This is a genomic window from Thermocrispum agreste DSM 44070, from assembly GCF_000427905.1.
GTDB lineage: Bacteria > Actinomycetota > Actinomycetes > Mycobacteriales > Pseudonocardiaceae > Thermocrispum > Thermocrispum agreste.
Window position 1 is genome coordinate 451,760 of sequence record NZ_KE386604.1, and the last position, 23,276, is coordinate 475,035.

Here is a 23,276-nt window from a genome sequence, read left to right on the forward strand (position 1 = left end):
CCCCCGGGAGGAAAGCCATGGCTCAGAAGGTGCTGGTCTCGCTGATTGACGATTTGGACGGTTCGGACGCCGACGAGACCGTCGAGTTCGGCTTGGACGGCGTGACCTACCAGATCGACCTGTCGGCGAAGAATGCAAAAAACCTGCGCGACGCGCTGGCCAAGTATGTCCAGCACGCGCGGCGTGCCGGTGGTCGTAAGCGTCCGGCTCGTTCGGCTTCGGCCAGCAAGTCCGCGTCGGTCGACCGGGAGCAGAACCAGGCAATTCGCGCGTGGGCGCGGAAAAACGGTTACGCGGTGTCCGACCGGGGCCGGATCCCGACCGAAGTCGTCGAGGCGTACCACAAGAAGAAGAACTGACCTCGGTGGTGGAGTGAAAACGCTCCGCAAGACTCCGGCAGTGCAGGGGGCCGACGGGAGGTCGTCGGCCCCTTTGCCATGTCTGCCGGGGTGACACTTTCGGGGTCTTTCGTCCCACGGGGCGCAGGCGGGCGGTGGAGGGCACCGTACGGGCACTCGATGCCGGAGCGTCCGGGCAGTCTTCGCCGGGTTCTCGCCGAGGGGTGCTCGGTCCGCCGTGGCGAGGGTGCGTGCGTCCTCGAGTCGGTGGCCGGTGGCCGGGCGGGGTTGGTTCTCGGGCTGGCGGCTGGTGGCCGGGCGGGGTTCGTTCTCGGGCTGGCGGCTGGTGGCCGGGCGGTGTTCCTTCTCGAGCTGGCGGCCGGTAGCCCGACAGTGTTCGTCTTCGAGCCGGTGGCCGGTGGCCAGACAGTGTTTATATGTGGATCATGGCGTGCCCGGTCAGCGCTTCGGCTTCACCCGCGGGCAGTCCGCACAGGCTTCGCCGTCGTTGACCAGGTAGGCGAAGCAGCAGGACTCGCGCCGCCGAACCCAGCACGGCGTTCCGTCCACGGTCTGGCAGCGCAGTGTGCTGGCCGAGGTGAACGGCGCGAGCGCGTCGGGCAGGACCAGCGCGGCGTCCGCCACGCCCGCTCCTTCGTCGCCGCCGAGCTGGCCGGCCATCCAGAGCCCGGTGTCCAACGCATCGGTGGCCGTCGCCCACCACGTGTGCGGGCCGAACCGCACCGCCGGGCGGTAGCTGGCGATGAAGCGGGCGGCATGTCCGGCGAATCGTGCGCGCAGCAAAGCGGCGAGCGCTTGCGCCGAAGCGACGGTCGTGGCGGCGCGGGTGCCCGCCGCAGGGTCGTTGGGGAGGCAGACGAACTCGTCAGCCGTCACCGCAACGCCCGAGACGTCCGGCCGCCCCTGCGGTGAGATCCGTACGTGAAGATCGGACGGCCGCAGCGACGGCACCCGGCGTCGGTGATGGAAGAGCATCGCCGCGTAGATGGCGATCGCGGACAGATACCACCAGCGCAGGTAGCCGGCTGCGGTGCGCTCGGGAGCCTCGCCGTGTTCCTCCCGCAGCCATCGCAGTATCTGCTCATGCCACAAGGCGAGGCCGGGACTGCCCGGTGACAACAGTTCGTCGCAGCGATGCCACCCCTGGCCCGTCGGCAGGCCGTGCTCCAAACGCAGCCACGCGGGCGGGAGCTGCCTGATGGACTCGGCTAGCCCAAGTGGGTCACGTGGCGCCGGACCCGCCGCTTGCGGAGCGGCCGCGCGAGCTGGGCCAGCCGCCGGGGGAGCCGCTGTGCGGGTCGCGAGACGGTCGGCCGTCATGTGACGAGCCCCTCTGTGGAAAACGAACGGGAGTAAGGCTTGCCTAACCTTACTGGGCGCACTCGGCTGCTTCGGCAGGCGGGTGAGCGTACGGCCGTCGGGACCAGTGTGTTCGCGCTTAGCGGACACGCTGCGTAGGCAGGAATCCTGTGACGAGCAGACTCGTTGTCTCGGGCGAGCCCGCAGGGTGGAATACAGCTGAGTGGTTACGCCGCGGCAATGGTGTGGCTACTACAGTGGCATTACGGTGCTGCACACATCACGTTGTTCAGGCGTGGTGGCCCAGACACCGCCAACGCAGTCAGGGAGTAGAGATGTTCGAGAGGTTCACCGACCGCGCTCGGCGGGTGGTCGTCCTGGCCCAGGAAGAGGCCCGGATGCTCAACCACAACTACATCGGCACCGAGCACATCCTCTTGGGCCTGATCCACGAGGGTGAAGGCGTAGCCGCCAAGGCCCTCGAGTCGCTGGGCATCGCGCTGGAGGGCGTGCGTCAGCAGGTCGAGGAGATCATCGGCCAGGGGCAGCAGGCGCCGAGTGGGCACATCCCGTTCACGCCGCGCGCCAAGAAGGTGCTCGAGCTGTCGCTTCGGGAGGCGCTGCAGCTCGGCCACAACTACATCGGCACGGAGCACATCCTGCTCGGCCTGATCAGGGAAGGCGAAGGCGTTGCAGCCCAGGTGCTGGTGAAGCTGGGTGCGGACCTGAACCGCGTGCGGCAGCAGGTGCTGCAACTGCTGTCCGGCTACCAGGGCAAGGAGCCCGCGGAGGCGGGTACTGGCGGCCGCGAGACGCCGTCCTCGTCGCTGGTGCTCGACCAGTTCGGTCGGAACCTGACGCAGAGCGCACGGGAAGGCAAGCTTGACCCGGTCATCGGCCGGGAGAAGGAAATCGAGCGGGTCATGCAGGTGCTGTCCCGCCGGACCAAGAACAACCCGGTGCTGATCGGCGAGCCGGGTGTCGGCAAGACCGCCGTGGTGGAGGGTCTGGCGCAGAACATCGTCAAGGGCGAGGTTCCCGAGACGCTGAAGGACAAGCAGCTGTACACGCTGGACCTCGGCTCGCTGGTGGCCGGCTCGCGGTACCGCGGTGACTTCGAAGAGCGGCTGAAGAAGGTCCTCAAGGAGATCAAGACCCGCGGCGACATCATCCTGTTCATCGACGAGCTGCACACGCTGGTCGGTGCCGGTGCCGCCGAAGGCGCCATCGACGCGGCGTCGATCCTCAAGCCGATGCTGGCCAGGGGCGAGCTGCAGACCATCGGCGCCACCACGCTCGAGGAGTACCGCAAGTACGTCGAGAAGGACGCGGCGCTGGAGCGGCGGTTCCAGCCCATCCAGGTCGGCGAGCCGAGCCTGGAGCACACCATCGAGATCCTCAAGGGCCTGCGCGACCGCTACGAGGCGCACCACCGGGTGACCATCACCGACTCGGCGCTGGTGGCCGCGTCCACGCTGGCCGACCGCTACATCAACGACCGCTACCTGCCGGACAAGGCGATCGACCTGATCGACGAGGCCGGGGCGCGGATGCGGATCCGCCGCATGACCGCGCCGCCGGACCTGCGCGAGTTCGACGAGAAGATCGCCGAGGTGCGCAGGCAGAAGGAGTCCGCGATCGACGCGCAGGACTTCGAGCGGGCCGCGCGGCTGCGCGACGAGGAGAAGTCGCTGCTGCAGCAGAAGGCGGAGCGGGAGAAGCAGTGGAAGGACGGTGACCTGGACGTCGTCGCCGAGGTCGACGACGAGCAGATCGCCGAGGTCCTGGCCAACTGGACCGGCATTCCGGTGTTCAAGCTGACCGAGGAGGAGACCACCCGCCTGCTGCGGATGGAGGAGGAGCTGCACAAGCGGATCATCGGCCAGGAGGACGCCGTCAAGGCGGTCTCCCAGGCGATCCGCCGGACCCGTGCGGGCCTGAAGGACCCGAAGCGGCCGAGCGGTTCCTTCATCTTCGCTGGCCCGTCCGGTGTCGGGAAGACCGAGCTGTCCAAGGCGCTTGCCGAGTTCCTGTTCGGCGACGACGACGCCCTGATCCAGATCGACATGGGCGAGTTCCACGACCGGTACACCGCGTCGCGGCTGTTCGGTGCCCCGCCCGGGTACGTCGGCTACGAGGAAGGCGGCCAGCTGACCGAGAAGGTCCGCCGCAAGCCGTTCTCCGTGGTGCTGTTCGACGAGATCGAGAAGGCGCACCAGGAGATCTACAACACCCTGCTGCAGGTGCTGGAGGACGGCAGGCTGACCGACGGCCAGGGCCGCACGGTCGACTTCAAGAACACGGTGCTGATCTTCACCTCGAACCTGGGCACGCAGGACATCTCCAAGTCCGTCAGCCTCGGGTTCTCGTCCAAGACGGACGACGTGGGCCAGTACGAGCGGATGAAGCAGAAGGTCCACGAGGAGATGAAGAAGCACTTCCGGCCGGAGTTCCTCAACCGGATCGACGACATCATCGTGTTCCACCAGCTGACCGAGGACCAGATCGTGCAGATGGTGGACCTGATGATCAGCCGGGTCGAGGAGCAGCTCAAGAACAAGGACATGGGTCTCGAGCTGACCGACAAGGCCAAGCGGCTGCTCGCCCGCCGGGGCTTCGACCGGGTGCTGGGTGCCCGTCCGTTGCGCCGGACGATCCAGCGCGAGATCGAGGACCAGCTGTCCGAGAAGATCCTGTTCGGCGAGGTCAAGCCGGGCCAGATCATCGTGGTCGACGTCGAGGGCTGGGACGGCAAGTCCGACTCGCCCATCGACAAGGCCAAGTTCACCTTCCGCGGTGAGCCGAAGCCGAAGGCCGTGCCGGACGCTCCGCCGGTCGACGTGGCCGCGGCCAGCGGTGGCGAAGGCGGCGAGAAGGCGGCCGAGAGCGAGTAAGCACGCCGGGCTGAACGACGGCGGGTTCGCAGGGTTCTGCGGGCCCGCCGTTCGTTCGTGCAACGCCGGGCGCCCGGTTCCGGTGTGGTGGCCGGTCGGGTGCGCCGCGGGCGGCCGGGTGCGGTCCCGCCAAGGTGCGGTTGCAGCCTGGCATCGAATGATCGTCCGGGCCTGCGTGGGCACGGTGAGTGCGGCATGCTGACGCCGTGACCGTGCTCCCCGGGGACTTCGACGAGACCACCCGGACGCGGCGTCAGCGGCGCCCGGGCGAAAAGCCGTTCGGTGTCGTCCTGGTGGCGCTGGCCACGCTGTATGCCGCGTTCGCGCTGTGGCGGCTGGTCGCCTCGGGGTTGTACGACCTGGACGGCAACGGCCTGACCGTCGCCGCGTTGGCTCTCACCCCGTACCTGGCGGCTACCGGCGTGGTGCTCAGCCTGTTCGTGGCGCTGTTCCGCCGGTGGGGGTCAGCGGTCGTGGTGTTCGCCCTGAGCGCCGCACTGGGACTGACCCTCGTGCCCCGCTACTTCGCCGACGGTCAGCCAGGCACCGGTGGCCCGGTGCTGCGCGTGATGGCGGTGAATCTGTATTACGGCGAGGCTGACGCGGCCGCCGTGGTGTCGCTGGTTCGTCAGCGTGCAGTCGACGTTCTTGCGGTGACGGAGCTGACCCCTGCCGCAGCCAAGCGGCTCGAGCAGGCCGGGTTGGGGGAGGTGCTGCCGCATCAGCATTTCCAGCCGGCTGCGGCGGCCGCGGGCTCGGGCGTGGCGTCCCGGTATCCGCTGGTGGCGATCGATCTGGCCGGACCGTCGAGCTTCCGGCAACCGAGTGCGGCCGTGCACGTCGAGGACCAGGTGGTGGAGGTGGTCGCGGTGCACGCCATGCCGCCGGTCGACGATTCCCGCGCATGGGCGGCGGACCTGCGCAGCCTGCCGCGCGCCAACAAGGAGGGCGCGGTCCGGGTGCTGGCCGGGGACTTCAACGCCACGCTCGACCACGCCGAGTTCCGGAGGCTGCTGACCCGCGGGTACGTGGACGCGGCGGACCAGCTCGGGCTGGGCATGATGGCGACGTGGCCGCGGGAGCGCAGCCTGCCGCCGGTGACGATCGACCACGTTCTGATCGACTCCCGGGCCGCGGTGCGCAACTTCCAGGTCGTCGACCTTCCCGGCTCGGATCACCGCGCGATCCTGGCGACCGTGCGGCTGCCCGGGTCGGCTTGGAGCGGCTAGGGGCGGTGTCCTGAGGGCAGCGCAGCGGTTGCGGGCACGCCTTGCCGGACTGCGTGGGTTTTCGCCGTTCTCGGGGGGCTGGAACGACCACCGCCACCGTCGGAGCCACAGCTTCCGGCATGCAGTAGCTGGCGCGGGCACTTGGAGTCGTAGCTTCTGGCATGGAGTGGCTGGCTGGGGGCGATCGGAGCCGCTGCTTTCGGTTTTGAGTGGCTGGCGCGGGCACTTGGAGTCGCTGCTTCCGGTACCGAGCCGCTGCCTCAGGCATCGAGCCACTGCTACCGCACTGGCCGCATGGGGTGTACGCGCCGTTCACTGCGTCAGCCGTGGCGCCGTTCGGCGTAGAGCGGCCGCGATTCCGTCCGGGAAACGGAAATAGCTGGTGCTCTTCGTTCGACAAGTCTCATGTCGCCGGATCCCGGCGGCGCCTGGTGGTTTCCGGTGCGGATTGTCAGCTGGTGGTGGTTGCTACGAACGGCCAGGTGAACGACTCGAACGGGGTCGATCGCATCGTCGGCCTGTCCGACGGGGTGTTCGCCATCGCCCTCACGCTGCTCGCGCTGCCGCTCGTGGACGCCGACATCCGTGCCGGCGAGGTGGCGGAGAGCCTGCTCGAGGTCGTTCCGCAGCTGCTGGCGTTCGCGCTGAGCTTCGTCGTCATCGGCCGGTACTGGCGAGTGCACCATCGGGTGTATGCGCGCATCGAGCGGACCGACGCCGCGTTGGTGGGACTGAACCTGCTGTTCCTGTTCTGGGTGGCGTTGCTTCCGTTCCCCACCGCGGTGCTGGGCGAGCACGGTGACACCGCCGCCGCGGTGGTGTTGTACGCCCTCACGATCATCCTCACTGGGCTTTCGTCCACCGGTATGTGGTGGTACGCCGCAGTGGGACGGGCCCGCCTTCGTGCGGACGGCCGGGTACTGACCCGCTCGGATCTCGATCGGGAAGAGCTTCGGCAGAGCCTCGCCGGAGGCGCCGCGGTCGTCACCGGGTTCGTCCCGTCGATTCCGCTGGCGTTCGTCGATCCGACCCTCGCCGAGTTGTCCTGGCTGCTGGTGATCCCGATGGGGCACCTGCTCGGATGGGTGGCGCGGCGCGCGGGCTGACCGATCCGGGACTTGCGCGGTGTGTGCCGCCCAGCTCACCCGTTCTTGGCTGAGCTTGCCGGGGTGCTTGTTTCGGTCGGTGGGGTGCTCGCTGGCTTGTTGTCCCGGTCGGGCCTGCCGGGGGTGCTTGTTTCGGCCGGTGGGGTGACGCAGGCTCGTTGTCCCGGCCGAGCCTGCGGGGCGCCAGTCTTGCTTCTCCGGCTGCCGGTTCGACGTGCGAGTCCGTTCGCCGTCCGCAGCCGCTGGTCGGCGGTGTCCCGGGCGGGGCGAGCCACTAGGGTGCTGATCAAGCCGCAGAGCAGCCAGTTCGTGGTCACACTCGCACAGAAGGAGCCCAGGTGAGCGGCCGTCGCGGTGTCGTTGAGTTCGGCGGGGCCGGCCGCCCCATCGTGCTGCTGCACGGGTTGATGGGCCGGGCGACGACGTGGTGGCCGGTGGCGAAGTGGCTGACGGCCCACGGCCGGGTGGTCGGGCTGGACGCCCGCGCGCACGGCCGTAACCCACACCGGGAGGCCGTCGCGACGGAGCAGTTCGCGGACGACGTCGCCGCGTGGGTGCGCGAGCAGGCCGATGGGCCTGCGGTGTTGATCGGGCACTCGATGGGTGGCCTGCACGCGATGGTGGCCGCGGCTCGGCACCCGGAGCTGGTCCGCGGGGTCGTGGTGGAGGACATGGCCCCTGATCAGCGCGGCAGGACGGTCGAGGCGTGGCGGCCGTATTTCGACTCGTGGCCCGACGTGTTCACGTCGCTGGCGCATGTGCGGGAGTTCTTCGCGCCCTACGGCGACTACTTCATCGAGTGCGTGGAGGAGCGGGCCGACGGCTATCACCTGATCGCCGACCTGGACGTCATGTATCGCATCGCCGCGGAATGGGGCGAGCGGTCGTACTGGCCCTACGTGGACCGGCTTCGCTGCCCGCTGCTGGTGATCGAGGCCGAACGGACCGCGATGCCGCCGGGGCAGCAGGCCGAGCTGGCTCGCCGCGCCGGCGGGCGCTACGTGCGCGTCCCCGGGACCGGCCACGTGGTGCACGTCGACGCCCCCGACGCCTACCGCGAGGCCCTGGAGGCGTTCCTTGCCGACCTTGCCGACTAGCCGGCAGAAGACGCGAACCAGGTGCCGTCTGCGGCTCATCAGTTGTGCCGCCTGTGCGCCGCCGGTTCGCGATGGCCTGCCGGAAGTGCGGATGGTGACCTGGGGGCCGGCTACGGTGTCGGCTCCAGTCGGACGATGTGGCGCCGAGGCGCCGGGGCGGTCGCCCTGAGTTCGGTGATCCACCTGATGGCGCCGCGCGCCGTGCCCTCTGCGCACACGGACCGTTTCGGCGAGCTGGCGGAAGGAGTCGCCGACAGCGAAGACAACACGTACCCGATGACGGACATGCGTGAACGGCCAGGGTCGGTGGGCTGTCGGGCGTGGCTGTGCTCGGTGCGCACGGCGCGAGCACAAGCGGAACACGACGTGTCCGGACCGGCGGCCATGGACGCGGCCGTGAATGAGCAGCCACAGACACCGGTGAGCCGTCCGTCCCCGCGTTGCAGGGCCGCCGCAAGTTCGACTGTCGAAACGGCGTGATCGACCCCGCCATGGGTGGCCGTCACCCACACCGCATTCATCTGCCTTCCCCTCTCGCCGGCGAACGGGGCGGTTGGCGCGAACGATGCCTGAGCCGCACAGGTCGCCGACGGTTACCGTTCTAGAACGAAAGCACGGTGTGACCTAGTACACGTATGCCTGCAAGCGGTGAGAATTGCCTGCAAGTCAGCCGGTGTGCTAGAACGCATGCGGCTGACGAGGAGTACATGATGACGAACGACGAGCGCGCAGCGCCGCCGTACCTGCAGATCGCCGGGGCGATCCGGGAGAAGATCGTCTCCGGTGAACTGAAGGACGGGGACCGCGTGCCGTCCGCTCGGCAGATCATGCGCGAATGGGGTGTCGCGCTCGCCACGGCCAACAAGGTGCACTCCGCGCTGCGGGCGGACGGTCTGGTTCGGGCCGTGCCTGGGGTCGGCACGGTCGTGGACACCAAGGGCATGCACCCGCATGCGGCTGACCGGAGCCTGACCGTCGTGCGCACCGGCAAGATCTACCCGGACGGCCACTACGCCCGTATCCGGAGCGTCGAGCTGGTTCCCGCGCCGGAGCGGGTGGCCGATGCGCTCGGGACAGCGGAAGGCGCCATCGTGATCCGCCGGGCCAGAACCACCTACCGCCCCGGCGACGTGCCGGTGGCCACGTCGGTGTCGTGGTTCGACGGCGTGCTGGCCCCACATGCGCCACGACTGCTCGAGGCCGAACGCATCCCTCAGGGCACGTTCGCCTACGTTGCTCAGCAGACGGGACGCGAACTCGCGAAGGTGTACACGCAGCTGGCGGCCAGTTCGGCAGACAGTGCGGCGGCGGAACAGCTGGGTGTCGCGCCGGGCTCGCCGGTGCTCGTCAGCCGGGATCGGTTCGTCGACGCCCTCGGCGGAGTGATCGAATACGGCGAGTCGACCGCACTCGCGGACCAGTGGGTCTTCGTCGAGTCGAGCGCAGCAAAGGACGGTCAATGAAGCACATCCACGCCGGCAAGGTGCGGGACATCTACCAGGACGGCGACGATCTGCTGATCGTCGCTTCGGACCGGGTGTCCGTCTACGACGTGTCCCTGCCCACGCTGATCCCGGACAAGGGTGCGCTGCTGACCCAGCTGTCGGCGTGGTGGTTCGAGCAGCTGGCCGACATCGTGCCGAACCACGTCATCTCGACCACCGACGTGCCGGAGGAATTCGCCGGGCGCGCGATCCGCTGCAAGCCGCTGCGCATGATCAAGGTGGAGTGCATCGCCCGCGGATATCTGGCCGGGCTCGGATGGCGGGAGTACCAGCAGCACGGCTCGATTTCGGGCGTTCCGCTGCCGCCGGGGTTGCGGGAGGGGGACAAGCTTCCCGAGCCCATCTTCACGCCGACCACCAAGGAATCCGACACCGGCCACGACGAGTTCATCACGTTCGACGACGTGGTGGCCCAGGAAGGCCGGGAGGTCGCCGAGCGGCTGCGCGACCTGACGTTGCAGATCTACACCGCAGGGGCCGAGAAGGCGCTGGAGCGGGGGATCATCATCGCGGACACCAAGCTGGAGTTCGGGTGGGACGGTGACGTTCTGACGCTCGGGGACGAGGTGCTGACCTCCGACTCGTCGCGGTTCTGGCGCGTCACGGAGTGGGAACCTGGCCGTCCGCAAAAGGCGTTCGACAAGCAGTTCGTGCGGGACTGGTCGCTGTCCACCGGGTGGGACAAGACGCCACCTGGGCCGGAGATTCCCGACGAGATCGTCAAGGCCACCCGGGATCGCTACATCGAGGCGTACGAGCGCATCACCGGCCTTCGCTGGCGGCCGAAGGACGGTGAGCCCGCCACCGTGCACTGGGATCCCAACGGCCAGTACTACGACCCGCAGCGGCTGATCGACGACGTTCGCCGCGTCCTGCGCGAACACGGGTTGAACCCGGTCAGCCACCCTGATCATGCGGATCTCCGGGACAGGGGTGCGAGCCTGTTGCTGCGCGGGTTGAGTGTGACTCCGGGCAACCCGCCGGAGGACGGCGGCGCCGATGGGGCGCCGGGTGCGGGTGGCCAGGCTTGAACGGCCGATGAGGCGCCGGGTGCGAGTGATGAGGCCTGACAGCTGATGGGGTGCTTGAGCGGGCTTGACAGCCGATGGGCGCCGGGCATCGGCGACCAGATCTGATCGCCGTCTCGGGGCTGAGGTCGCCGCTCCGCCTACTTCCGGCCCAGTGCCGATTTGACGTAGTCCTCGTCCTTGATCCGGACCGCTCCTTGCTCGAGCGGCACCCGGTGGCCGTCCGTGCACCGCACCTGGACGGTGAGCGGCGCTTCGCAGTCGCGGTGGATCAATTCCACTCCGGTGCGGTGGTCGTCGCGTAGCGTCTCGCCCCACTGCATCAGTGCGACGAGGATCGGGAACAGCTGACGGCCGCGCTCGGTCAGGACGTACTCGTCGCGAGTACGTTTGCCTGCTTCCCGATACGGGCGGCGCTCGACGATGCCGTCGGCGTGGAGCTGTTTGAGCCGCCCCGCGACCACGGCTTCGCTCAGGCCGGTGCGCCGCGTGAACTCGTCGAAGCGCGTACCGCCGTAGAACAGCTCGCGCAGCACCAGCATCGCCGACCGGGTGCCGATCACCTCCAGCGCTCGCTCGATGCGGCACCACCCCTTGGCCGGCCACCTGTCCCGCGCCGCGAACTCGCCCAGCCGCTGCAGAACACCTTCCGACGGAGCCTGCGCACTGTCCTCGCTCATGTCCTCATCCTACCTCTAGCTTTACTTTTCCAAAGTCAGAGGTGTAGCTTCTAACTATGGTTTTCCATAGCCAGAAGGCTTCCCGCTGCGAAAGGACCCGCCCATGAGCACCGCTTACCTGATCGACGCCGTCCGCACTCCGATTGCCAAGGGCAAGCCGGGCGGCGCGTACACCGGCATCCACCCGGTCGACCTGCACGCTCGCACGCTGGCCGCGCTCGTCGAGCGCGTCGGTATCGACCCGGCCCACGTCGACGACGTCATCAGTGGTGCGGTCGGCCAGATCGGCGAGCAGTCCGGCAACACCGCGCGCTGGGCGCTGCTCGGCGCGGGGTTCCCCGAATCCGTCCCCGGGGTGACCGTGGACCGTCAGTGCGGCTCGTCCCAGCAGGCACTGCACTTCGCCGCGCAGGGAGTGCTCGCCGGGGCGTACGACGTGGTCATCGCTTCCGGGGTCGAGTCGATGAGCCGCATCCCGATCGGCTCGCAGTCCCAAGGCAAGAATTTCGTCGGCAGCCGCGTCGGCGACCGCTACCCGGACGGCCTCGTCCCGCAGGGCGTCAGCGCCGAGCTGATAGCCCAGCGCTGGAACCTGTCGCGCACCGAACGACGAGTTCGCCGCCGAGTCGCACCAGCGCGCGGCGAAGGCGTGGACAGACGGGCTCTTCGACAGCCAGGTCGTGCGGATCACCGACCTGGTGATCGACGAGAGCATCCGGCCCGACACCTCCGTGGACGTGCTGGCCGGGCTCAAGCCGTCGTTCAAGGCGGATCACTGGGTCGAGCGGTATCCCGATCTCGAGTGGCGGGTCACCGCGGGCAACAGCTCGCCGGTCAATGATGGTTCCGCTGCGGTGCTGGTGGCCAGTGAGGACGCGGTACGGCGGTTCGGCCTGAAACCCCGCGCGCGGGTGCACGCGTTCGCGGTCACCGGCGACGATCCCGTGTTCATGCTGACCGGGATCATCCCGGCCACGCACAAGGTGCTGGCCAAGGCCGGCCTGCGGCTCGACGACATCGACGTGTTCGAGGTCAATGAGGCCTTCGCCTCGGTCGTGCTCGCTTGGCAGCGGGAGACCGGTGCCGACCTGGCCAAGGTCAACGTCGACGGCGGTGCCATCGCGATCGGTCATCCGCTCGGTGCATCCGGCGCCCGACTGATGACGACGCTGGTCAACGCCCTGGAGCACACCGGCGGCCGCTACGGGCTGCAGGTCATGTGCGAAGGCGGCGGGATGGCCAACGCCACGATCATCGAGCGGATCTGACATGGCCGGCTTCTCCTGGGCCGACCTGCTTCGGAACGGCCTGGAAAAGCACATCGCCCACCTGGAGCGGCACTACGGCGCTGCCACGGCCGCCGACGCCCCCGTGCGCGCCGGCGGCGTGGACGCCCGCTCACCGGCAACCGAGGAGGCATCGATGAACCGGACGCGCACCTACAGCTGGGAGGATCCGAAGGTCTTCGCCGACCCGGCTCGTCAACTCAGCGGCCTGGAATTCCTCAACCAGATCGGCAGCGGTGAGCTGCCCATGGTCCCGGCAGGCGTCACCACGGAGATTCTTCCGGTGGCGGTCGGCGACGGCTGGGCCGAGTTCCGGATGCAGCCGGCCGAATGGCACTACAACCCGATCGGCTCGGTGCACGGTGGCATGCTCGCCGGCCTCGCCGATTCGGCCCTCGGCTGCGCGGTGCACAGCAAACTGCCCGCCGGGACCGGCTACACGTCGCTGGACCTGACCATCAAGTTCACCCGGCCTGCGAACCTCGACAGTGGAGTTCTGCGGTGCCGTGGCGAGGTGGTGACCATGGGCCGCCGCACCGCGACAGCCGAAGCCCGGATCGTGGACGGCCGCGGCAAGGTGGTCGCGCACGCGATCGCCACCTGCCTGCTCTTCCCGCTCTGACCACGGTCACGGCGCGGTCAGCGGCCTCGAAGCTTCCGCCACCGGTCCTTCCAGCTCGAGCCTGCCGAGACGACCGCGTCGTCACCCGACGGCAGCGGGTTCTTGTCGTCCGAGTCGTAGGTGACCGGCGATGTGCTCGGGACACGAAAGGCTTCCAGCTCCGAGTCCGCCAGGATCGCGTCGATGCATGCGCGGCTGCCGCCGACGTGCGTCACCGCCAGGTCGATGTCGGTGGCGACACACCACGAGCGGCAATCGGGCCACCACGCGTACGGTGACTGATAGTGACCGTCGTGCGTGTCGTCCCGCATGGACGTCGTGACAGCGTCCAGGCTCCCAGTGAGCAGGATCAGTTCACGGTCCAGAGGTAGCGTGAACCGTGCTCCGCGAGACCACTCGGGGCGGAAGTCGCCCCCGTCCCACACCGCGAACCAGCACCGGCCGGGGTTCGTGGTGAACGGCTTCAGGAGCTTCGCCAGCCTGCTCGCCATCGGCCGGGTGATCGATCCGGTTTCCGGTTCTTCGGTGAACGGCGGCGGAAGCTCCGGATCGACCGGGTTGGCGATGGCGGCCCACTGGGCGCGCGCGTGCATGACCCGGCCGCTCCACTGTGCGACCGCTGACCACGAGACGGGCCGTCCCTCGATGTCCATCGCCGGATGGAAGAGGCGCGCATAGTCTTCGAAGACCTCAGGAACCAACGACCTGACGTCGTATTTCTCGACCAGCGCCTGCTGGATCCAGTCGACCATGCCGTCGGTGCCGACTGCTGGGGTGAGGTCAGTCATCTGCTCGCCAGGTGCTGCACGGTGATCACGGTGAACGTCTTCCATCTTGCCGCGTCACCGTGCTGGCATGGCATGGATTCTTGCCCGCGTCACCGTGCTGGCATGGCCCGGATTTTTGCCCGCATCACCGTGCCGGTATGGCCCGAACGACTGCGATCACCCCTGCAGCATGGCCTTCCACTCGGCGGTCGAGTACTCGCCGGTGATCAGCAGCGGCCAAATGTCGGCACCCAGCAGCCCGTGTTCGCCGGCCCGTGCCGCCGCGATGCACGTGTGCTGCGGCACCCCGCGCTCGGCGGCGAACGCGGCCACCGCCTCCGCGGTGCGCGGCCCGTAGTAGCCGTCGACCGGGACCTGCACCCCTTGCCTGCGCAACAGTCGCTGAGCGGTCCGCACGGCCTCGCCCCGGTCGCCGACCCGAAGCAGCGGCCACTGCGGCCGGTGGGTGGGTGCCGGGGCGCCGAGGACCTCGGCGACCGCCTCGCGCAGCTCGGGGATCCGGGCGTACAGCACGTCGCCGGGACATTGGGTGGAGTTGAAGTCCCGGTGGCCCATGATGTGCTCCACCGGAATGCCGTACTGGGAGGCGATGTAGGCGACCAGCTGCACCAGCGAGTCCCACAGTGCCTGCGGCACGTCGGCGGAGACGTAGTTGCCTTCGTTCTCGATGCCGATGACCTCGCTGTTGTGGTTGGCCACGTTCGCGCCTTGGACGTGCTGGGTGCCGACGCGCAGCACCTCCAGGCTGCGATGCCGTCCCTCGGTGATGTAACCGCCGCGGGAGTTGGTGAACTGCTGGCCGGAGTCGATCCAGCCGTTGTTGTCCATGTGGTGGTTCTGGATCGCGCGGGAAATGGCGAACGCGCGCTCCTTGCTGAAATCGTCGCTGTTGCCCGGTTCGACGGTGTGGTGGACGACGATGTAGGTGGGTGCGTGGTCCAGCACGACGATCTGGCCGTTCGGCGGTCGTGCTCCCCAGTCGGCCGTGCCGAAGATCTCCGGGGCCTCGACCGTGCGGCCGCGGCTGCCCGGACTTCCGGCGGTGCCCGCCAGTGCCCCCGGAGCCGTGATGCCGCCGATCACGGTGGCCGCCAGTCCACCTTTCAGCAGCGTCCTTCGGTGGAATTCGACATCGGCCATCGGTGGTTCCCCTCTCGCGCGCAGGGCGGCTCACCAGGATGTCATCGGTCGGTGAGCGGAAGTGCACCGAAGGTAACTCCGCGCCAGGGACGCCGACAATCATTGACGAACGGTATGCGCATCTTGCGAACTAGTTACCGTTCACAGTTGAGTGCTCGCCGGGAAGCGCGAAGCGCCCGTCGGCGATCTGCTCCACCAGGCCGTCCTCCAGCAGCGAGTGCAGACACCGGTCGCGCTGCCCGTCGATCGGCCATGCCGCATCGAGCTGTGTCTTGTCCACCGGCTCCGGCGATCCCCGCAGCACGTCCAGCAGCAGCCCGCGCACGTGGCGGTCGGTCCCGGCATAGCGTTGGACCGGCCGGGCAGGCTGACCGGTGTAGGCGGGACATCCGGCGCGCTGCCAGGCGCAGGTCTGCACCAGCGGACAGCGGGAGCACCGCGGAGTGCGCGCGACGCACACCAGCGCGCCCAGCTCCATCAACGCCGCCGACAGCCGCGCTGCGCGCGCTTCGTCGTCCGGCAGCAGCTGCTCCACGTCGGCCATGTCACGGGTCATCGAGGCCGGTCCGGCATCCCCGGCGCCGTGCACTGCCCGAGCCACGACCCTGCGCACGTTGGTGTCGACCACGGGAGCCCGCTTGTCGTAGGCGAAGGCTGCGACCGCGCGAGCCGTGTAATCGCCGATGCCCGGCAGGCGCAGCAGCGTCTCGACATCCGCGGGGACGACGTCGCCGTGCTCGGTGGCGATCACCGTCGCCGTCTGATGCAGTCGCAACGCGCGCCGCGGGTACCCGAGCTTGCCCCAGGCTCGCAGTACCTCGCCCTGACTGGCGCCGGCCAGAGCCGACGGCTTCGGCCACCGGCGGATCCACTCCTCGTACACCGGCAGCACCCGGTTGACCGGCGTCTGCTGCAGCATGATCTCGCTGACCAGCACCCGCCAGCCACGGTTCGCCACCGGCTCCCGCTCGCGCCAGGGCAGCTCGCGGGCGTTCGCGTCGAACCAGTCCAGCAGCAGCTCGGGGTCCACGCTGAGACGGTAGCGCTCAGGCTTCCACCTCGGTGATGGCGGCGGTGTTCACGTCGTAGACGAAGCCGCGGACGTTGTCGGTGTAGGGGATGAACGGGCTCTGCCGGATGCGCCGAAGGGTCTGTCGGACGCTCTCGGTGACGTCCCGGAACGACTCGATCGCCCACGGCGGCCGGATCCCGGTGGCCTGTTCCACCTCGTCCTTGAACGAGTCCTCGGTGATCATCGACAGGCCGCACTGGGTGTGCTGCATGACGATGATCTCCCGGGTCTGCAGCTTGCGCTGGCTGATCGTCAGCGACCGGATGGCGTCGTCGGTGGCCACGCCGCCCGCGTTGCGCAGGATGTGCGCCTCGCCGTGCCGCAGGCCGAACACGTCGAAGACCTTGATCCGGGCGTCCATGCAGGTCAGCACGGCGATGCCGAGACTGGGCACCGGCGTCCGGATGGTGGGTGCGCCGTGGTCGACACCGTCCACATGGCGCTTCAGCAGGAGATCGATGTTGCTCACCGCGCACCTCCGACAACGGTTTCGGTCATTGGAGCGTGCCCGGCGTGCCCGCGACAAGCGGGCGGGAGAAACATCACTCAGACGATCATGGACCGAACCAGCGCTGCTCCGCCGTGCGTGGGGGAGCGGACGTCCGGCCGATGCGCAACTCGGTCTCCAGCGTGATCACCTCGGGGGTGACCGCGGCCGAGCCCACCCGCCGGTTGGGGTCCAGCAGCAGCTTGCCCGCACACCGGCCCTTCTCCCGTACCGGCTGGCGCACCGTGGTCAGATCCGCCCGCTCGCCCTCCGGCACCCCGTCGAAACCGGTGATGGTCAGGTCCGCGGGCACCTGCAACCGGCGTCGCTGTGCCTCCTTCAACGCGCCCAGCGCCAGGATGTCCGACGTGCACACCAGCGCGGTGACGTGCGGGTGCGCGTCGAGCAGCTGGCGGGCGGCCGAAGCGCCGTCTTCGATGGTGTGCTCGAAGCGCTCCACGACCGGCACCGTGGACCAGTCCACACCGACCGCCTCGAACGCCTCGGCGAGCGCGGCCAGCCGGGCGCGCTGCACGTGGTAGCTCGCCTTCTCCTGCCGTTCCCGGGACACGAAGCCGTTGCGGCGCTCCCGGGACAGCCGCATGCACAGCACGCCGATGTCCCGGTGGCCGAGTTCGATGAGGTGGTCGGCCAGCGAGGCCATCGCCGCCTTGTCGTCCGGACCCACCCGGTCCACGTCCGCCACCACCGGCTGGTCGATGATCACCGTCGGGACGGGGCGTTGCAGCACCGCTTCCAAGTGCGGATCGTCGTCCGGCACCGAGTAGACGACGAAACCGTCCACCCCCGCCCGGTGCACCGCGTCGATGTTGTCCTTTCCGGGGCTGGCGGGCACCAGCTGCACGCCGACCCCGGCGTCCTCGCACGCCAGCGCGAGCCCTTCCAGCACCCCGAGCGCCGCCGGGTCGCGGAAGGCGTACGACAGCGCCTCGGTGAGCAGCAGGCCGACCGCCCCGGCCTTACGCGTGCGGAGCGAGCGGGCCACCGGGTCGGGCCCCGGGTAGCCCAGTTTCCGTGCGGTTTCCAGGACGCGGCGCCGCAGCTCCGGGGACAACTGGTCCGGGCGGTTGTAGGCGTTGGACACCGTTGTCCTGGACACGCCGAGTTCGGCGGCAAGCGAGGCCAGTGTGGCCTGCCGCCGGGTGCGCATCGGACGACCCATGTTCGGAACGTTAACGGTTCAGTAGCCTCGGCGGGAACCCGAGCCGGGAAATGATCACGGAACGTCGCACAGCCCGGCCGAGGCGACGGCTGTGCGTCACCACCTGGGCCGTGCTCGCCGCGCCCGCGCCGTCCGCACACTGTCCGTGTGCGGCCACGACACTCCGCTCGCCAGTGGCGCTGTTGCGCCAGGCCGAAGACCCGTCTACGGCCGGACCGTGTCACTCGTTTGCGGTACGCTATTGATAACGGATTCCATTTTCTACTAGTGATCACGAACGGAGAACCGGATGAGCCTGCGCCGCCTTGTGCCGACCGTCGTGGCCAGCGCCGTCGCCGTGGTCGCCGCGGGGTGCGGAGGCAGCGCGGCCGGAGATGCCGACGGCAAGCTCTCGGTCGCCACCTCCACCAGTGCATGGGCCGGCGTCGTGCGTGCGGTCGCCGGTGATTCGGTCACTGTCTCGGCAGTGATCGACGACCCGGTCGCCGATCCGCACTCCTACGAGTCGACCGCGGAGGACGCCCTGACGTTCACCAAGGCCGACCTGGTGGTGATCAACGGCGGCGGTTACGACGCGTTCGCCGAGAAGCTGGCCGAGCAGGCGCCCGATGTCCCGGTCATCGACGCGTTCGCCGTGTCCGGCCGCGGCTCCGAGGAGGAGCACGACCACGACCACGGCGACGACCATGCCGAGGACCACGACGGACACGCGCACGAGCACGGCGCGGTGAACGAGCACGTCTGGTTCGACCTGGACACGGTCGAAGCGGTCGCTGACGAGGTGGTCGCACACCTCGGCGCGCTGGCGCCCGAGCGGAAGGCGGAGTTCGAGGCCAACGGTAAGAAGTTCGCGCAAGGCCTGGCCAAGCTGCGCCAGGAGCTGACCGCGCTGCGCAAAGCCGCGGCGGGGCAGCGGGTGATCGCAACCGAGCCCGTGGCGTTCTACCTGCTGGACGCCGCCGGGCTGCACGACGTCACGCCGAAGGCGTTCAGCAGTGCGATCGAGGGCGATTCCGACGTGCCGGTGGCGGCCCAGGCCGAAGTGACCCGCCTGGTGGAGCGCGGCGAAGTGACCGCCGTGGTGCACAACCCGCAGACCGAGACCGAGGTGACCCAGCAGCTGGTGGCGACGGCCGAGCGGTCGGGCACGCCGGTGGTCGAGATCAGTGAGACGCTGCCGGAGGGAGAGAGCGACTACCTGCGCTGGCTGGCAGCGGAGATCGAGGAACTCAAGACGGCGGTGGCCAGACCATGACGACACGACCAGCGGTACGGCTCGTGGACGCGGGCCTGAGTTTTCCCGGGCGCACCCTGTGGTCCGGGCTGACCATGTCGGTGCAGCCGGGGGAGTTCGTCGCGGTGCTCGGGCCCAACGGGTCGGGCAAGTCCAGCCTGCTCAAGGTGCTGCTGGGGCGGCTGCGGCTGTCCACGGGCGCGGCCGAGGTCGCCGGTGGCCCGGATGCGGTCGGCTACGTGCCCCAGCAGGGGGCGGTGGAAACCGGGGCGGCGACCGGAATACGCGGGGTCGACCTGGTCGGCCTGGGGCTGGACGGCCAGCGCTGGGGCCTCGGCCTGCGCGGCATGCGCCGACGGCGGCAGCGGGTGGCCGAGGCGGTGGCGGCGGTCGGTGCGGAGCAGTTCGCCGGCAAGCCGTTCAACCAGCTGTCCGGGGGCGAGCAGCAGCGCCTGCGGGTGGCGCAGGCGCTGGTGGGGGAGCCCGCGGTGCTGCTGTGTGACGAGCCGCTGCTGTCGCTGGACGTGGCCCAGCAGCAGGCGATCAGCGAGCTGATCGACCGCAGGCGGCGGGAAGCCGGCACCACCGTGCTGTTCGTCACGCACGAGATCAACCCGATCCTGTCGTACGTGGACAAGGTGCTCTATCTGGTGGACGGGCGGTTCCGGGTCGGTCCCCCGCGCGAGGTGATGACCTCGGCGGTGCTGTCGGAGCTGTACCGGGCGCCGGTGCGGGTGGTCGAGCTGGACGGCCAGCTTCATGTGGCGGGCGCGCACAGCGCGGTGTGCGAGGACGAGCCGCATCACGTGCAGCAACGGGTGGCGGGCTGATGGACAAGTTCGGTGACGTCGGGCTGACCCTCGACTTGCTTGCACTGCCGTTCGTGCAGTCGGCACTGCTGGCGGCGGCGATTCTCGGTGTGGTGGCGGGCGTGATCGGCCCGCTGATCGTGCGGCGCCAGATGGCGTTCGCGGTGCACGGTACGGCCGAGCTGGGGTTCACCGGCGCGGCCGCGGCGCTGCTGCTCGGCGTCGGCGTCGAGTACGGCGCGGTGGCCGGCGCCGTGATCGCTGCGCTGGCGCTCGGCCTGCTGGGCACCAAGGCCGACGAGCGCGATTCGGTCATCGGCGTGGTGCTGTCGTTCGGCCTCGGCCTGGGCGTGCTGCTGCTGTGGTTCTACGAGGGGCGGGCGTCCAGCAAGCTCGGCTTGCTGTTCGGCCAGGTCATCACGGTGGATTCGACCAACCTGGCGGTGTATGCCTGCTCTGCGGTGCTCGTCCTCGGCGTGCTTGCGGTGATCTACCGCCCGTTGCTGTTCGCTTCCGTCGACCCGGTGGTGGCGGCGGCGCGCGGAGTTCCGGTGCGCGTGCTGACGCCGCTGTTCGCCGTCCTGATCGGTATCACGACGGCGCTGGGGGTGCAGACCGTCGGGGTGCTGCTGGTGCTGGCGCTGCTGGTGACGCCTGCCGCCGCTGCCTGTCGCGTGACGTCGAGCCCGCTGCTGGCCACCGTGCTGTCGGTGGTGTTCGCCGAGGTGGCCGTGCTCGGCGGCATCGTCCTGTCGCTCGCGCCGGGGGCGCCGATCAGCGCGTTCGTCACGACCCTGTCGTTCGTGATCTACCTGGTGTGCCGGGCGATTGCGGCGGCCCGCGGCCGGGTCAGCGGACGGGTTGCTCAGCCAGTTTCGGTGCCAGCCGGTCGATGAAGCCGTCGTAGAGGAACCCGGCGGTTCCCGCCGCGAGCGCCCGCTCCACGATCTCCACCACGACGATCTCCGACCGCACGAACGCCTCGATGGTCGCGTCCAGGTCGTCGTTCGCCGTCGAGTAGCTGAGCATCGTCACGTCGGAGAAACCCGCGGTGAGGTAGCCGGAGGCCGCCTTGGTGAACGAGTCGCCGAACACCAGCGTCGGCTCGGAGATCGACCCGGGCACCGGCGGGAGCTGCCTGCGCACCGGGCGGTCGATGTCCAGCGCGAGCAGGGTGGTGCGGTTGGTCTGCCCGTCCGGCATCACCGCGTAGCGGACGGAGGTCTTCGTCCCGGACCGGCCGATCATCTTCGGCAGGTCGGCCGACGACGAGTACATGCCACCCGGCACCACCTGCCAGTTCTGCGTCAAGCCCGGCTGCAGGTTCTCCACCAGCGTCATGGTCATCGCCACCGAGCCTTCGTCGGTCCAGTGGGTGTCGTTGGGGTAGTAGACCGGACGGCCGACGTTCTGCTCGGCTTTCTCCAGCAACGGGCGTATGTCGACGGCCTTGGCCTCGTCGATCAGCTTGGGCCACAGCGTGCGGGTGAACCTCTCGGCGCACTCCTTGCCCGCGTAGCGCTCCGGCAGGTGCTCGGGCACCATCGTCGTCTTGTCCGGCGCGACGATCAGCACGAACCTCCGCCCGGAGTCCTCCACCGCCTTGCGCAGCTTGTTCAGCGCCGCGATGGTGCGGCCGAGCGGCTTGCGCGGATGGCACTTGCCGCGCACGTCGTCGCCCAGGTACAGCCAGCCGTCGTCGCCCTCGATCACCCGGCGGAAGCCGGCCGCGACCTCGGGGGACTCGTCGTTCTGCGGCCCCGACGGCGTGGTCCCGGGCAGCGGACCGGTCTGGTGTTGCTCGGTGCCGAACGGGGGTGGTTCGCCGAAGATGCCGCGGCTGATGCCGTCCGCCGCGTCGATCGCCGCGCCCCGGAAGACGAGCTGGTCGATCGCCCACTGCGGCAGCTTGGTGAACATGCCCCAGCCGTCGCTGATGCTGGGGAACTCGGTCAGCTTGCGGTTCTCGATCTCGGCGGGTCGCATGCCGAACACCCACAGTGCGGTGGGGGTGAGGAAGAAGACCACCGCGGATATCAGTGCGACCAGCTGGCGGCCGCCGTGTCGAGGGCGGTGCAGCGCGTGCTCTCGTGGCAGCCACGCCTCATGGACCGGAGGCAGCCGAGACGAGTCCGTCACCACGGCCATCACCGTACCGGGCGAGGCCGCACCGGGTAGCCCGAACGGTGCCATCAGGTGAGGGGAAGCATCATCTGGATGGCCCCGACGGCCGCGCCCGCCACCGCGACGATCACCGTCAGCGCCCACCGCGCCGACTGCAGCGCCGGGCGGGCGAGCAGCTCGAATTCGGCGTCGGTCAGTTCGGCCAGCCCGTAGGACACCCTCCGCTGCACGGCCATGGCCTCGCCGAGGTACCGGTGCGCCGGGCGCGCGGTGTAGGGCAGGTTCTCCAGCGCCCGCGCGGCCGCGGTGCGCTTCATGGCAGGCAGCTGATCCGTGCCGATGGTGGCCGAGACCAGGGTGCGCAGCGCCCGCACCTGCTCGTCGACCAGCTCGTCGACGATGTCCTCGAGCACGGCGCGGGCCTGCCTGCGTTCGACGCCGTTGGCCAGGGCGTCCAGCAGCACCGCCGGGGTCAGCACCTCCTCCGCGACGAGCCCGGCGTAGATCTTGGTGATGGCGGCGCGACGGCGATGAAACGGCCCCCGCAGGAGAAGGCGGCCGACGGTGTGCGGCCGGCGCGGCCGGAAGATCCACTCAGCGGCCACCCAGCACGCCGAAACCGCGACCGCGGCCCCGAACACCGGAAGCAGCAATTTCCAGGGCACCACGGCCAGCACAGCGGCCTCGACGACCCCGGCGAGCAGACCGGCCCCGAGTGCGACCACCGAGCTGCGGCGCAGGTCGGCGATGGTCATCGCGCGGATCAGCCTGCTCATCCGGTTCGGGTCCGACAGCCGTCGCAGCACGATGTCGCGGATGTCGACGACCCAGTCGGCGTGCCCGCGGAGCCGGTCGACGAGCTCGCGCACGATCCACGGCGCCGCCGCCTGCAGCCGCTTGACGACCATGTCCTGCACGAACAGCGGCAGGGCTTCCCACACCGTCGGGTGGTGCTTGGCCAGCGTTTCGTGCGCCACCGTGTCGATGGTGCGCAGCAGCGGCTGCTCGACCTCGGCGAACAACCGCTGCGGGTCGACGTCGGCGAACAGTTGCTGCGTGGTCAGCATGCGGCCGGTGAGCAGGTCGGCGTTGACGGCGGCGAGTTTGCCCGCGGACCGGGGGACGGCGCCATACCAGCCCAGCGGTCCCACCCCGAGGAACTTTCGTGGCTTGAACAGCAGCACCACGATCAGTGCCCGGGTGGCCAGGCCCACCGCGGCCGCCGTCAGCGGGATGCTCAGCAGGACCGCCCAGTGCACGGCTGAACCCTAGCCGATGACGGCCGCGGTTCGCGGACGCCGGACCGGGTCGTCCGCGGGACCGCCGGAGCGCAG

At 69.4% G+C, this 23,276-nt stretch carries 19 protein-coding genes and 2 pseudogenes; 12 read left to right on the top strand and 9 right to left on the bottom strand.

Going from position 1 to position 23,276, the window contains the following annotated elements; genetic code table 11:
* Nucleotides 1-17 precede the first annotated feature (17 nt).
* Nucleotides 18-359: a histone-like nucleoid-structuring protein Lsr2 gene (locus tag YWY_RS0116835; protein ID WP_028848574.1), complete on the top strand. Its 342-nt coding sequence runs from the start codon at nucleotides 18-20 to the stop codon at nucleotides 357-359.
* Nucleotides 360-797: 438 nt separating this feature from the next.
* Here YWY_RS0116835 and YWY_RS0116840 read toward each other — a convergent pair whose 3' ends face one another.
* Complete coding sequence (locus YWY_RS0116840; protein ID WP_245566710.1) at nucleotides 798-1,451, bottom strand: (2Fe-2S)-binding protein; 654 nt, start codon at nucleotides 1,449-1,451, stop codon at nucleotides 798-800.
* A gap of 542 nt (nucleotides 1,452-1,993) precedes the next feature.
* Here YWY_RS0116840 and YWY_RS22525 point away from each other — a divergent pair.
* From YWY_RS22525 to YWY_RS22535, 6 genes and pseudogenes are all read left to right on the top strand, one after another.
* Nucleotides 1,994-4,552, top strand: a complete 2,559-nt coding sequence (locus tag YWY_RS22525) for an ATP-dependent Clp protease ATP-binding subunit (protein WP_038045480.1) — start codon at nucleotides 1,994-1,996, stop codon at nucleotides 4,550-4,552.
* A gap of 206 nt (nucleotides 4,553-4,758) precedes the next feature.
* Entirely contained in the window at nucleotides 4,759-5,781 is a 1,023-nt protein-coding gene (locus tag YWY_RS22530) for an endonuclease/exonuclease/phosphatase family protein (RefSeq protein WP_245566711.1), read from the top strand.
* 482 nt (nucleotides 5,782-6,263) lie between these two features.
* A complete protein-coding gene (locus YWY_RS0116860) occupies nucleotides 6,264-6,887 on the top strand; it encodes a TMEM175 family protein (protein WP_028848576.1) in 624 nt (207 codons plus the stop codon).
* A 338-nt stretch (nucleotides 6,888-7,225) separates the two neighbouring features.
* Nucleotides 7,226-7,984, top strand: a complete 759-nt coding sequence (locus YWY_RS0116865; protein ID WP_028848577.1) for an alpha/beta fold hydrolase — start codon at nucleotides 7,226-7,228, stop codon at nucleotides 7,982-7,984.
* 710 nt (nucleotides 7,985-8,694) lie between these two features.
* Nucleotides 8,695-9,447, top strand: a complete 753-nt coding sequence (locus YWY_RS0116870; RefSeq protein ID WP_028848578.1) for a GntR family transcriptional regulator — start codon at nucleotides 8,695-8,697, stop codon at nucleotides 9,445-9,447.
* Nucleotides 9,444-10,268 (top strand): annotated as a pseudogene (locus YWY_RS22535) (phosphoribosylaminoimidazolesuccinocarboxamide synthase); the annotation flags it as partial. The gene YWY_RS0116870 and the pseudogene YWY_RS22535, both read left to right, overlap by 4 nt.
* A gap of 389 nt (nucleotides 10,269-10,657) precedes the next feature.
* Here YWY_RS22535 and YWY_RS22540 read toward each other — a convergent pair.
* Nucleotides 10,658-11,197 carry a winged helix-turn-helix transcriptional regulator gene (locus YWY_RS22540; RefSeq protein ID WP_038045482.1) on the bottom strand — a complete coding sequence of 180 codons (540 nt, stop codon included), beginning with the start codon at nucleotides 11,195-11,197 and terminating at the stop codon, nucleotides 10,658-10,660.
* A gap of 103 nt (nucleotides 11,198-11,300) precedes the next feature.
* On the opposite strand from YWY_RS22540, the pseudogene YWY_RS22545 reads away from it, so the two are divergent.
* Both YWY_RS22545 and YWY_RS0116890 read left to right on the top strand, forming a co-directional pair.
* Nucleotides 11,301-12,465 (top strand): annotated as a pseudogene (locus YWY_RS22545) (thiolase family protein).
* Between the two features lies 1 nt (nucleotide 12,466).
* The gene (locus YWY_RS0116890; RefSeq protein WP_245566712.1) at nucleotides 12,467-13,105 is read left to right on the top strand and encodes a PaaI family thioesterase; all 639 of its coding nucleotides are present in this window, start codon (nucleotides 12,467-12,469) and stop codon (nucleotides 13,103-13,105) included.
* Nucleotides 13,106-13,122: 17 nt separating this feature from the next.
* On the opposite strand, the gene YWY_RS22550 is transcribed toward YWY_RS0116890, so the two are convergent.
* The 5 genes from YWY_RS22550 to YWY_RS0116915 form a co-directional block, all read right to left on the bottom strand.
* Nucleotides 13,123-13,893, bottom strand: a complete 771-nt coding sequence (locus YWY_RS22550; RefSeq protein ID WP_051310372.1) for a hypothetical protein — start codon at nucleotides 13,891-13,893, stop codon at nucleotides 13,123-13,125.
* Between the two features lie 156 nt (nucleotides 13,894-14,049).
* Nucleotides 14,050-15,033, bottom strand: coding sequence for a peptidoglycan recognition protein family protein (locus tag YWY_RS0116900; RefSeq protein WP_028848580.1), 984 nt, complete (start codon nucleotides 15,031-15,033; stop codon nucleotides 14,050-14,052).
* A 130-nt stretch (nucleotides 15,034-15,163) separates the two neighbouring features.
* Nucleotides 15,164-16,063: an HhH-GPD family protein gene (locus tag YWY_RS0116905; protein ID WP_028848581.1), complete on the bottom strand. Its 900-nt coding sequence runs from the start codon at nucleotides 16,061-16,063 to the stop codon at nucleotides 15,164-15,166.
* 16 nt (nucleotides 16,064-16,079) lie between these two features.
* Entirely contained in the window at nucleotides 16,080-16,574 is a 495-nt protein-coding gene (locus YWY_RS0116910) for a beta-class carbonic anhydrase (protein ID WP_028848582.1), read from the bottom strand.
* 85 nt (nucleotides 16,575-16,659) lie between these two features.
* Nucleotides 16,660-17,775 carry a LacI family DNA-binding transcriptional regulator gene (locus YWY_RS0116915; RefSeq protein WP_028848583.1) on the bottom strand — a complete coding sequence of 372 codons (1,116 nt, stop codon included), beginning with the start codon at nucleotides 17,773-17,775 and terminating at the stop codon, nucleotides 16,660-16,662.
* A 289-nt stretch (nucleotides 17,776-18,064) separates the two neighbouring features.
* Between YWY_RS0116915 and YWY_RS0116920 the strand changes: the two genes are divergently transcribed.
* The 3 genes from YWY_RS0116920 to YWY_RS0116930 are packed head-to-tail and all read left to right on the top strand — an operon-like array spanning nucleotide 18,065 to nucleotide 20,714.
* Nucleotides 18,065-19,030: a metal ABC transporter solute-binding protein, Zn/Mn family gene (locus YWY_RS0116920; protein WP_028848584.1), complete on the top strand. Its 966-nt coding sequence runs from the start codon at nucleotides 18,065-18,067 to the stop codon at nucleotides 19,028-19,030.
* Nucleotides 19,027-19,839 carry a metal ABC transporter ATP-binding protein gene (locus YWY_RS0116925; protein WP_028848585.1) on the top strand — a complete coding sequence of 271 codons (813 nt, stop codon included), beginning with the start codon at nucleotides 19,027-19,029 and terminating at the stop codon, nucleotides 19,837-19,839. Before YWY_RS0116920 ends, YWY_RS0116925 begins: the two co-directional genes overlap by 4 nt.
* On the top strand, nucleotides 19,839-20,714 hold the full coding sequence (locus tag YWY_RS0116930; RefSeq protein ID WP_028848586.1) for a metal ABC transporter permease: 876 nt from the start codon (nucleotides 19,839-19,841) through the stop codon (nucleotides 20,712-20,714). Before YWY_RS0116925 ends, YWY_RS0116930 begins: the two co-directional genes overlap by 1 nt.
* Here the strand turns inward: YWY_RS0116930 and YWY_RS0116935 are convergent.
* Together YWY_RS0116935 and YWY_RS0116940 are read right to left on the bottom strand one after the other, a co-directional pair.
* Nucleotides 20,668-22,011, bottom strand: coding sequence for an alginate O-acetyltransferase AlgX-related protein (locus YWY_RS0116935; protein ID WP_245566713.1), 1,344 nt, complete (start codon nucleotides 22,009-22,011; stop codon nucleotides 20,668-20,670). The two genes, YWY_RS0116930 and YWY_RS0116935, sit on opposite strands and share 47 nt — an antisense overlap.
* Nucleotides 22,011-23,201 (bottom strand): DUF445 domain-containing protein, encoded by a 1,191-nt coding sequence (locus YWY_RS0116940; RefSeq protein ID WP_028848588.1) that lies wholly within the window; start codon nucleotides 23,199-23,201, stop codon nucleotides 22,011-22,013. Before YWY_RS0116940 ends, YWY_RS0116935 begins: the two co-directional genes overlap by 1 nt.
* Nucleotides 23,202-23,276 lie beyond the last annotated feature (75 nt).